This window comes from Thiomicrospira microaerophila, from assembly GCF_000934765.1.
In the GTDB taxonomy this organism is placed as follows: domain Bacteria; phylum Pseudomonadota; class Gammaproteobacteria; order Thiomicrospirales; family Thiomicrospiraceae; genus Thiomicrospira; species Thiomicrospira microaerophila.
Map to the genome: position 1 here is coordinate 69,764 of NZ_JYNN01000014.1, position 10,702 is coordinate 80,465.

Genomic DNA, 10,702 nt, shown 5'->3' on the forward strand with positions numbered 1-10,702 from the left:
TATTAATTAGGCGGCGTAAGATAAGGCCCCCAAGCCGGCTCTCTTACCTGACCATCAGCAATACGTAAAATTTGCGAAGAACGCCCACGAACCGAAACCACAGCTAACTGGCCTTTTCCATCACGATTCATCGCGTACACCAACATATCACTGTTCGGTGAAAAGCTAGGTGATTCGCTTAGAAACGTATTCGTTAGTACAAAAAAATCGCCATTATAAACATCTTGCAAAGCAATATTAAAGCCGTTATTTGCATGCACCATCGCAAGGTAACGGCCATTCGGAGACATGACGGGGTTTGCATTGTAACGGCCTTCAAAACTCACGCGATCTTCTTGATTGGTATTCAAATCCATTTTAAATATTTGCGGTTGACCACGTCGATCCGAATTGTAATAAAGCGTCTGTCCATCAGGAGACCATGTAGGTTCCGTTTCAATCGCCCAGTGGCGCGTTACTTTGCGCAAAGCACGGGTTTGCATATTCATAATATAAATATCGGCATTGCCATCTTTTGACAGGGTTAATGCTAAAGATCGCCCGTCCGGTGACCAAGCCGGAGCACTATTAATACCCGAAAAGTCTGCAACAATTTCACGCTTAGAGCCATCTAAGTGTTGAACAACCACATTTGAGCGCCCTGTCTCAAAGGTTACATAAGCCAACTTGGAACCATCAGGTGACCAAGCAGGCGACATAATGGGCATTCTTGAACGTAAAATAGGACGGGGGTTGTGGCCATCAGAGTCCGATACTTCTAATGTATAGTGGCGCTGATTATCTTTATCACGCACTGTGACATAAGCCAGCCTTGTATTAAATGCACCTGGCACACCGGTTAATTCCAAAAAAATATCATCTGACATTTGATGAGCCACTTGACGTAACTGAGCACGAGGAATACTGCGCCAGCGTTTACCTAGCACCTGCTGCTGGCGTAACACATCAATCACACGCACATCCAAGTCGAACAGGCCATCAGGACGCCCGGTAACACTGCCCATAATGATATGATCAATATCGAGTGTTCGCCAATTTTCATAGACCAGATGTTCCAAACTCGAGGGTCTTGAAGGCAGCTGGTTTTCATTTAAAGGCGCAAATCGACCGCTTCGCCTCAAGTTATACTGAATGATGGCTGATATATCCTCTGGTATCGACACAACACCTGTTTGCTGAAAAGGCACCACCGCAATGGGCAACGCGTTTTCCACCCCGTCACTAATCTCTATCACCAAACTGGCATACACACTCGGCGCAAACAAACTCATAAAAGCGCATGCCCAAATAACGATAAAATGTCTCGATTTCTTTGTATTCAACGGCATAACCATCCTTGGAATTGTTTAAGGTTTAAATATAAAACGGATATTACGTTCAAATAATTCTTCAACAGCCGGTTGCGGTAATGGTGAAGCACGAAATACCGCACGCTCAGCCGCCTGCCTAAACTGCGGCGTAGCTTGTGCATTACAGTTTTCTGTTCTAACACTGATAACGCGGCCGTTCGGCTCCTGGGTAATGGCGAGCTCACACTGAGCCTCGCTTGAAATCTCAGCGGGTGTACGCCAATTTTCACGCACTTTTGCGGAAATAGCCGATATATAACTCTCTCTTAAGCTCACCAACTCTCTTTGTCTTGATATTTCACGCTGACGCGCCGCTTCTTCATCCGCTAAACGTTGACGCAAAGCTTCGGCCTCTAATTGTTCACGTAATTTCTGTGCCGCAACAGCCTGAGCCTCTAAACGGGCGCGTTCGAGCTCTTGCTGGCGAATTTGTTCTTGCAACTGTTTTTGACGCTCCGATTCTTGCTGCGCCTGCAGTTGCGCTTGGCGTTGCAACGCTTCTAACTCACGTAAACGCTGCTCCTCAGCTTGGCGCTGACGGTCAGATTCAGCGGCGATGCGCTGGGCTTCAGCTTCAGCTAATTGCCTACGGCGCTCGCCCTCTTGCGCAATTTGCGCAACTTGCTGCTCGGCTTGCTGGCGCCTAGCTTCAGCCTCTTTTGTCATCTGCACAGCTTGTTGTTCAGCTTGTTGACGGCGACGTTCGGCTTCTTGTGCTAGCTTTCTCGCCTCCTCCGCACGCCGTTGCTCTTCGGCAGCGCGCTGACGCTCAGCCGCCAAACGCTGGCGTTCAATGTCTGCCTCGCGCCGCGCTTGCTCGGCACGACGGGCTTCAGCCTCTTGCTCACGTCTAATTTGAGCCAATCGTTCTTCAGTTTTTCGCGCCTCTTCAACAAGCCTTGCTTGTTCTTGTTGCTTCGCTTGCTCTTGATCTTGAATGCGCTGTAACTGCTGCGCCACGAGCTGCTGATCTACCGCAAAGGTCTCCATTGGCTGGCTCATTATACGTGGCTCAGTAACCGGCTTGTCATCAGATACTTGCGCCATTTTAAAAACCTGTGCATCCGAGGCTAGCCAATTACTCGTTAACGCCAAGCCCAGCACAAGATGTAAAACTAAAGCGGACAGCGTAGACAACGGATAACGCTTAATAAAACTCATCATTTTGCTGACTCCGGCTCAGTGAGCAAGGATACATTGGGCACACCATTATTTTTTAACACCACAAACAAATGCACCACGCGTCCATAAGGGGCGTCTCGATCACCTTGAATATAAACCGGCAAAGCCTGATTTAGCTGCGCACGCGCTACGGTTTCTGCTACCAAAAGGGTGATTTCAGACTGCGTCAATATCACATCCGGCGCCTCACTGGTCTTATACTGCCCATCTTGGGTCACGGTAATGACAAAAGGTTTAATGGGGGCAGCGCCCTCATCCGTGGCCGTCATTTCCGGGGCCTGAGGTAATTGAACGGTTACAGCCTGTTGAACAATAGGAGCGGTAACCATAAAAATAATCAGCAACACTAATGTAATATCAATATAAGGAACAACATTGATTTCAGCCATTAAACGTTTCTTGTCGCGCGCTGTTCGAAATCCTGTTTGCATATGCTTTACCTTTTGACTTGTATTTTCATTAGGCTTACTTATTTACCAAGTGGGCTTGGCGCTGAAGGATACTCAAAAACTCTTCGGCAAAACGTTCATAATTACTCAACACCTTATCGGCTTTAGTAGAAAGACTATTATAAAAAATAACCGCGGGTATCGCCGCAAATAAACCCATACCCGTGGCTAACAGCGCCTCCGCAATACCCGGTGCCACAGCGGAAAGTGTCGCTGTTGTATTCTCGCTCAAACCTTGAAACGCATGCATAACGCCGATTACGGTACCAAATAGACCAATATAGGGTGCCGAAGAACCAATCGTAGCTAAATAAGACAAACGGTTTTCTAAACGCTCGGATTGCTTATTAAATACAATTCTCATGGAACGGTGTGTCGCATTCATTAAATCATTCGCATCTTGTACGCCTTGATTCTTTAAGCGTACAAACTCTTGAAAACCCGCTTCAAAAATAGCATTCAGCCCCTTACTATCACCCTCCGTAGAGAAGCTCAAATCTTTATAAAACTTTGCTAAATCCTCCGCCTCCCAAAATTGTTCTAAGAACAATTCTGTATCACGTTTTGCTTTACGAATTTGATAACTTTTGGCTATGGCTACAGCCCAAGCCGATACCGACATAAAGACTAAAATCGCCATGACTGCCTGCACCAGTGGCGTGGCCATTAACACGAGATCTAGCATAGAATGATCGTACATTACTTATCCTTTTCACAAAATTCTAATCCAAGATGATGATACGCGTGCTTTGTTACAACTCTACCACGCGGTGTTCGCATTAAAAACCCTTGCTGAACTAAAAAAGGTTCTAATACATCTTCAATCGTACCACGCTCTTCACCGACCGCCGCCGCCATGCTATCTATGCCGACAGGCCCACCGTCATAATGACTAATCATCACCTCAAGCAAACGTCGGTCCATTTTATCTAGACCGGATGAATCCACTTCAAGCAAATTTAATGCCGCATTCGCTATTCGCTTATCAATAAATCCCTGCCCCTCAACCTGTGCAAAATCTCGCACTCTGCGCAGCAGTCGATTGGCAATGCGCGGTGTTCCACGCGAGCGCATCGCGACTTCGCGTGCACCTTCAATATCTGAGCTCACCCCCAATATACCGGCCGAACGGGTAACAATTTGAGTCAACTCCTCAATGGTATAATACTCAAGCCTCTGTACTATACCAAAACGATCCCGCAATGGCGATGTTAATAGCCCCGCACGGGTTGTCGCCCCCACTAGGGTAAAGGGTGGCACGTCAATCTTGACACTATGTGCCGCCGGACCATCGCCAATCATAATATCAATCTGAAAATCTTCCATTGCAGGATAAAGAATTTCTTCAACAATAGGACTAAGCCGGTGAATTTCGTCAACAAACAACACGTCGTGCGGCTCCAAACGCGTTAATATGGCGGCAAGATCACCCGGTTTATCCAATACAGGGCCCGATGTTTGCCGCAAAGTAGCCCCCATTTCCTGTGCAACAATGTTTGCCAAGGTCGTTTTTCCCAAACCCGGTGGTCCATAAAGCAGTACATGATCAAGGTGTTCACGACGCATCTTAGCCGCATCAATAAACATACTTAACTGCTCACGTACGGCAACCTGTCCAATATAATCCTGCATAAACTGCGGGCGAATTTTAGGCAGAATATAGAGGTCATCGTCCTGCTCTTGATTGCCAATGATACGATCCGTTTCGATCATATTTTCACCTGCTGCAAGGCGGCTTTAATCACTTGTTCCAGTGTCATATCCTCTTGATATACCGATTTAACTAGCGATTCGGCGTGCACATCTTTATAGCCTAAGGATTGCATAGCCGCTTGCGCGGATAAAAGAATAGAATTGGTGACCAGGCCTGGTTGTGGAATATTTGAGGATTTAGTGGTGACTGTATTTAAATTTAAGTTTTTTAATTTATCGCGCACTTCAATCAACAGTCTTTCAGCGGTTTTTTTGCCCACACCTGGAATTTTGGTTAACGCCAGTGCGTCCGCATTGTGAACATGGGTACAAAACTCATCTACGCTATGGGTTGAAAGAATCGCCAGCGCCATCTTAGCACCAATACCACTCACCTTGATGAGCTCACGAAATAACGCCCGCTCCTGCTCAGTGACAAAACCAAACAATAACATTGCATCTTCACGAACATGCATGTGAGTAAGAATTTTGGCTTCCGTGCCCACCTCGCCAAGCATATAAAAACTCGACATAGGCGCTTCAACCTCATACCCGACGCCCTGCACATCTAGCACAATAAGAGGGGGTTGCTTAAGGGCTATTTTTCCACGCAAAAAACCTATCATCTAACGCCCTACTCCTTGAACTAACTAAATCGTGTACCCTTGGATAATTTTTCAGGGTCAATCCCCAGCGATAAATAACGATCATGACAAAGCGCACAGGCCAGTGCATCCGCCGCATCTTCCTGCGGGTTTTCTGATAACCGTAATAACTGCTTAATCATAAAGTTGACGGCATCCTTGCTCGCATGACCTTGCCCAACAATCGTACTTTTTACTTGTGTCGGCGTGTATTCCATAATCGGCAACGCTTTTAAGGAGGCCGCACACAAAATCACACCGCGAGCCTGACCCAGTTTAATCGCTGAACTTGGATTTTTATGGACAAACACCTTCTCAATCGCCATCAATGATGGCTGATATTGGTCAATCAGCTGTCCAATTGAAGTAAAAATCGTTTTTAAACGTTCAGCCGGTGTCAGCTTTTCAACACGAATTACGCCACTCACCAAATAAACCGGGTGATAACGCCCTGATTCAATAATGCCAAACCCGGTCTTTCTCGAACCCGGGTCAATGCCGAGTATCCGCTGGGTGATTTTCACACTCAATCAGCCGCCATCAGTTGCGCCATCACTTCGTCACTGATGTCTAAATTCGTATAGACCTTTTGCACATCATCCAAGTCTTCCAGCATATCAATTAACGCCATCACCTTCTGCGCATCTTCAAAATCTAACGCTACCTTGATATCGGCATCCATATTCAAATCGGCTTCTGACGCATTAAAACCCGCTGAAGAAAGACCATCCAAAACACTATGCAACTCTTCAGGCGGCGTAATCACCTCGATACTGCCATCTTCATTGACCACTACATCATCCGCACCCGCTTCAATCGCGGCTTCCATCAAGCTATCTTCATCCAGGCCTGGTTCAAAACTAATCAAACCCTGCTTGTTAAACATATAACCGACCGAGCCATCTGTACCCAGGTTGCCGCCTTTTTTAGAAAACGCATGACGCACTTCACCCACGGTACGGTTACGATTATCCGTCAAACAATCCACCATGATCGCCACTCCTGCTGGCGCATAGCCTTCATAACGAATCTCTTCGTAATCTTCGCCTTCCTGATTACCCGCACCGCGTGCAATCGCCTTATCAATCGTATCGCGGCGCATGTTTTCGCCCAGCGCCTTATCGACCGCCGTGCGTAAACGTGGGTTATCTTCAGGGTGTGGCCCGCCCGCTTTGGCGGCCACCACCAACTCACGAATCAGCTTGGTAAAAACTTTGCCTTTTTTGGCGTCTTGACGGGCTTTTCGATGTTTAATGTTTGCCCATTTACTATGTCCTGCCATGCACTTCTCTCTTTAATACTCTTCGCTTTAAATACTATGCGTTAAATACGACCGACTTAACGCTTTGCGACTAAACCCTGCTCACGCGAGAAGGTGAGCATCCTATCCAAGGACACCAAAGCCTGCTGGCGAACCGCTTCATCTATCTCAACCACCTGATCCATTTTCACTAAACAATCGGCTAGATTTTGCAAACCATTCATCGCCATCCAAGGGCAATGCGCACAACTAATACACTGCGTAGTTTTAGAATCGGTTGGCGCGACAATCAACTGCTTATTGGGTGCCAACTGACGCATTTTGTAAAAAATACCGTGATCCGTCGCGACAATGAATTTTGTATCGGGCAGGCTCTGCACCGCGTTAATCAATACCTTGGTTGACCCCACCACATCCGCTAACGCCACCACCGACTCGGCTGACTCAGGATGCACTAATACTTTCGCATCAGGATGTTGGCGTTTGAGCTCTTCCAGCTCATAGGCCTTAAACTCATCATGCACAATGCAGTGCCCCATCCAGCGCAACATATCAATGCCCGTTTCTTTTTCAATCCACGCGCCCAAATGCTGATCCGGTGCCCAAATAATTTTTTCGCCCTGCGCTTTCAAATGACGCACTATCTGCAAGGCATTGCCGGATGTCACCACCCAATCCGCAATGGCTTTAACCTTTGCACTGGTATTGGCATAAACCACCACCTTGCGCTCAGGATGGTGCGCACAAAACTGCGCAAACGCCTCCGCTGGACAACCCACATCCAACGAACAGGTTGCATTCAAATCCGGCATCAATACGGTTTTTTCTGGGCTGAGCATTTTAGCGGTTTCACCCATAAAACGCACACCACAGACCACCAAAACATCGGCTGCCGACTGAGCACCAAAGTTAGCCATTTCCAATGAATCAGCGACAATGCCACCCGTTTCTTCTGCCAGCGCTTGTAGCTCCGCATCGACATAATAATGCGCCACAATTTGCGCATTACGCTGTTTTAGCAAGGCCTTTATTTGATCAATCAGCGCGGCTTTATCCTGCGGGATAACATGACCTGCGGGCTGCGCCCCCGCTGCCAATTGGTTAATTTTCTCAACCAACTGCAACGGAATGTCAGTAGAAGCCATCATAGATTTATTGCTTCGCCTCAGCGACCTTCTTATTCAAACGAATATTCAATTCACGCAACTGCGCCATATCCACCAGGCCTGGCGCTTCGGTTAACAAACACGCGGCTGACTGGGTTTTCGGGAAAGCAATCACATCACGAATTGATTCACGATCCGCCATCAACATAATCAAACGATCCAAACCAAACGCCATACCCGCATGCGGTGGGCAGCCGTATTTGAGTGCGTTTAACAAGAATCCAAACTTCTCTGCCGCATCCTCATCGCTAATACCCAACAACTTAAACACCGCCGCCTGCATATGAGTATCATGAATACGCACCGAACCGCCTCCGACTTCTATGCCGTTAATTACCAAGTCATACGCACGTGCAATCATTTGACCCGGGTTTTTAGAATCTAAAATTTCCTGCGTGGTGGCTTTTGGCTGAGTGAACGGATGATGCATCGCGGCCACACGGGCGGTTTTTTCGTCTTCCTCGAACATCGGGAAATCCACCACCCAAACAGGTTTCCACTTCTCAGTGAACATATTACGATCTTCACCGATCTTCACCCGCAACGCGCCCAAAGCTTCGTTAACGATCTTCGCTTTATCGGCACCAAAGAACACGATATCGCCATCTTTAGCCCCCACACGCTCAAGAATCTGCATCACTTGATCTGGGAAGAATTTTACAATCGGTGACTGTAAACCATCAATCCCCGCTGCCATATCATTAACCTTAATATAGGCCAAACCTTTTGCACCATAAATACCAACAAACTTAGTATAGTCGTCAATTTCTTTACGTGACATATCGCCCGCACCCGGCACACACAAAGCAGCTACACGACCTTTTGGATCCTTAGCGGGTCCAGCAAATACTTTAAACTCAATATCTTGTAACAGGTCGGCAACATCCACCAACTCTAAGGGGATACGCAAATCAGGGCGATCGATGCCGTATTTTTGAACCGCATCGGCATAGGTCATCTGTGGAAAGTCATAATCAAACTCCACCCCAATCCCTTCTTTAAAAATGGTTTTGGTCAAGCCTTCCATCATACCCATTACCCCGTCCTCATCCATAAACGAGGTTTCAATATCTAACTGGGTGAATTCTGGCTGACGATCTGCACGCAAATCTTCGTCACGGAAACAACGGGTAATCTGATAATAACGATCAAAGCCCGACATCATCAACAACTGCTTAAACAATTGAGGCGACTGAGGCAAGGCAAAAAACTTGTTTTCATGAGTGCGGCTCGGCACCAAATAATCCCGCGCGCCTTCCGGTGTTGACTTGGTTAAAATCGGCGTTTCCATATCGATAAAACCATTGTTATCTAAATAGTTACGCATAGACCGCGTAACTTTATAACGTAACATCAAGGTTTTTTGCATTTCATCACGGCGCAAATCAATGTAACGATACTTTAAACGCACTTCTTCGCTGATATGCTTATCATCCAACTGGAAAGGAATCGGCTCGGCCATGCTCAACACATCTAACTCTTTCGCCAACATCTCAATTTGGCCCGAGCTTAAATTCGCATTCGCCGTACCTTCTGGACGCGCACGCACTAACCCGCTAATACGCAATACACACTCGGAGCGCAAATGCTCCGCTTTAGCGAAAATCTCAGCGGTATCTGGGTCAACCACAACCTGCACCAAGCCTTCACGATCGCGTAAATCAATGAAGATCACCCCACCATGGTCACGACGACGATGCACCCAACCAGCAACGGTTACGGTTTGCCCAATAAATTCTTCTGTTACTTGACCACAGTAATGTGTACGCATTGTTTTTCCTTCTAATCTATAACTTATTATTTAAAAATATAAAATTTATCATTTTAAAACTAATTCGGCTGCTTTCCGACATCGGATTCGACCGATGCGGATTTATCAATCCAAGGCGGCACCACAACGCCCCCCGATATCACCATCTTCAACGCATCATCGACACTCATCTCCAACTCAACCACCTCTTGAATCGGTGCCATTATAAAAAATCCAGATGTTGGATTCGGCGTAGTTGGAATAAAAAGGTTCACTATTTGATCTACGCCCGTTTTAGCCTGGGCTTCACCGCGCGATTTACTAGTTTGAAAAGCCAAAGTCCACAAGCCGTGGCGCGGATACTGCACCAAATAGACCTTTTGAAACGTACTTTCATCCTTACCCACTACCGCTTCAACTATCTGCTTAACCGCGGTATAAATCGAGCGCACCAAGGGGATTTTTGATAAAAACCTCTCCCACCAATGCAATAACTTATTACCCAAAATATTGGCAACCAGCATCCCGGTAAACAACACAATAACAACCGAAACCAGTATGCCAAAACCTGGCACATCAAAGCCTAGTAACATTTCAGGGTGGTACTTAGTAGGCACCAAATGCAAACTACGATCAAACAGGCTAACTAAAAAAACAATCGCCTCAAACGTCACCCACAAAGGCAACAAGACCAGCAAACCCGCGATAAAATAGCGCTTTAAAAGACCCATGCCAACCCCATAAAATTTAGCTTGCCATTATACCCAAAACCAAATCACTTGCATGTTGGAATACAAGCATAATTGCAAGAAAAAAAAGCCTAACTAGCCGACCATCAGCCTCACCCCGCTTTTAAACACAAACCGAATCATGGATAACAGTGCATTATACGCTAGGAGCCTGTCGGACTAATCAAACAATAATATGCTAAAAGACGATATGTGTTAAAATATGCCCATATTACTTATGAGATAAAAACAATGAGTCGCTTTCGCCCAATAGACCGCCTTAGCGGATATCTTCTACCGCCAACCTTAGATGAATGGCTGCCTGATGACCATCTTGCACGTTTTGTCGTCGAGGTCGTTGACCAGCTTGATTTAACCCAAATTGAAAACAGTTATGGTTTGCGCGGTAGTAGCGCCTACCACCCCAGTTTATTAATTAGCTTGTTGGTCTATGGCTATGCCACCGGTGTATTCTCCAGCC

Annotated in this window: 11 protein-coding genes and 1 pseudogene; 1 reads left to right on the forward strand and 11 read right to left on the reverse strand. The window is 46.6% G+C overall.

Annotated features, from left to right (window positions below; genetic code table 11):
- Positions 1-2: 2 nt before the first annotated feature.
- From tolB to NA59_RS06320, 11 genes are all read right to left on the reverse strand, one after another.
- Positions 3-1,271, reverse strand: a complete 1,269-nt coding sequence (gene tolB / locus NA59_RS06270; protein WP_044409717.1) for a Tol-Pal system beta propeller repeat protein TolB — start codon at positions 1,269-1,271, stop codon at positions 3-5.
- A gap of 75 nt (positions 1,272-1,346) precedes the next feature.
- A complete protein-coding gene (gene tolA / locus NA59_RS06275; RefSeq protein ID WP_052501501.1) occupies positions 1,347-2,513 on the reverse strand; it encodes a cell envelope integrity protein TolA in 1,167 nt (388 codons plus the stop codon).
- On the reverse strand, positions 2,510-2,962 hold the full coding sequence (locus NA59_RS06280; protein ID WP_044409648.1) for a biopolymer transporter ExbD: 453 nt from the start codon (positions 2,960-2,962) through the stop codon (positions 2,510-2,512). The genes tolA and NA59_RS06280 overlap by 4 nt, the downstream gene beginning before the upstream one ends.
- A gap of 34 nt (positions 2,963-2,996) precedes the next feature.
- On the reverse strand, positions 2,997-3,680 hold the full coding sequence (gene tolQ, locus NA59_RS06285) for a protein TolQ (protein WP_044409651.1): 684 nt from the start codon (positions 3,678-3,680) through the stop codon (positions 2,997-2,999).
- A complete protein-coding gene (gene ruvB / locus NA59_RS06290) occupies positions 3,680-4,693 on the reverse strand; it encodes a Holliday junction branch migration DNA helicase RuvB (protein ID WP_044409653.1) in 1,014 nt (337 codons plus the stop codon). The genes tolQ and ruvB overlap by 1 nt, the downstream gene beginning before the upstream one ends.
- Positions 4,690-5,298, reverse strand: coding sequence for a Holliday junction branch migration protein RuvA (ruvA, locus tag NA59_RS06295; RefSeq protein ID WP_044409656.1), 609 nt, complete (start codon positions 5,296-5,298; stop codon positions 4,690-4,692). The genes ruvB and ruvA overlap by 4 nt, the downstream gene beginning before the upstream one ends.
- 20 nt (positions 5,299-5,318) lie before the next feature.
- Complete coding sequence (gene ruvC / locus NA59_RS06300) at positions 5,319-5,840, reverse strand: crossover junction endodeoxyribonuclease RuvC (RefSeq protein ID WP_083944993.1); 522 nt, start codon at positions 5,838-5,840, stop codon at positions 5,319-5,321.
- 2 nt (positions 5,841-5,842) lie between these two features.
- Complete coding sequence (locus NA59_RS06305; RefSeq protein WP_044409659.1) at positions 5,843-6,598, reverse strand: YebC/PmpR family DNA-binding transcriptional regulator; 756 nt, start codon at positions 6,596-6,598, stop codon at positions 5,843-5,845.
- Between the two features lie 56 nt (positions 6,599-6,654).
- Positions 6,655-7,725, reverse strand: coding sequence for a quinolinate synthase NadA (gene nadA, locus NA59_RS06310; protein WP_044409661.1), 1,071 nt, complete (start codon positions 7,723-7,725; stop codon positions 6,655-6,657).
- A gap of 4 nt (positions 7,726-7,729) precedes the next feature.
- Positions 7,730-9,514: an aspartate--tRNA ligase gene (gene aspS / locus NA59_RS06315; RefSeq protein WP_044409664.1), complete on the reverse strand. Its 1,785-nt coding sequence runs from the start codon at positions 9,512-9,514 to the stop codon at positions 7,730-7,732.
- A 59-nt stretch (positions 9,515-9,573) separates the two neighbouring features.
- The gene (locus tag NA59_RS06320) at positions 9,574-10,224 is read right to left on the reverse strand and encodes a DUF502 domain-containing protein (RefSeq protein WP_044409668.1); all 651 of its coding nucleotides are present in this window, start codon (positions 10,222-10,224) and stop codon (positions 9,574-9,576) included.
- Positions 10,225-10,473: 249 nt separating this feature from the next.
- Here NA59_RS06320 and NA59_RS06325 point away from each other — a divergent pair.
- A pseudogene (locus NA59_RS06325) lies at positions 10,474-10,702 on the forward strand (IS5/IS1182 family transposase); the annotation flags it as partial.

What these genes read in the sequence shown, in the direction of transcription:
- tolB (WP_044409717.1), bottom strand. Translation starts at nt 1,271, where the DNA reads ATGAGTTTGTTTGCGCCGAGTGTGTATGCCAGTTTGGTGATAGAGATT.
- tolA (WP_052501501.1), bottom strand. Translation starts at nt 2,513, where the DNA reads ATGATGAGTTTTATTAAGCGTTATCCGTTGTCTACGCTGTCCGCTTTA.
- NA59_RS06280 (WP_044409648.1), bottom strand. Translation starts at nt 2,962, where the DNA reads ATGCAAACAGGATTTCGAACAGCGCGCGACAAGAAACGTTTAATGGCT.
- tolQ (WP_044409651.1), bottom strand. Translation starts at nt 3,680, where the DNA reads ATGTACGATCATTCTATGCTAGATCTCGTGTTAATGGCCACGCCACTG.
- ruvB (WP_044409653.1), bottom strand. Translation starts at nt 4,693, where the DNA reads ATGATCGAAACGGATCGTATCATTGGCAATCAAGAGCAGGACGATGAC.
- ruvA (WP_044409656.1), bottom strand. Translation starts at nt 5,298, where the DNA reads ATGATAGGTTTTTTGCGTGGAAAAATAGCCCTTAAGCAACCCCCTCTT.
- NA59_RS06305 (WP_044409659.1), bottom strand. Translation starts at nt 6,598, where the DNA reads ATGGCAGGACATAGTAAATGGGCAAACATTAAACATCGAAAAGCCCGT.
- nadA (WP_044409661.1), bottom strand. Translation starts at nt 7,725, where the DNA reads ATGATGGCTTCTACTGACATTCCGTTGCAGTTGGTTGAGAAAATTAAC.
- aspS (WP_044409664.1), bottom strand. Translation starts at nt 9,514, where the DNA reads ATGCGTACACATTACTGTGGTCAAGTAACAGAAGAATTTATTGGGCAA.
- NA59_RS06320 (WP_044409668.1), bottom strand. Translation starts at nt 10,224, where the DNA reads ATGGGTCTTTTAAAGCGCTATTTTATCGCGGGTTTGCTGGTCTTGTTG.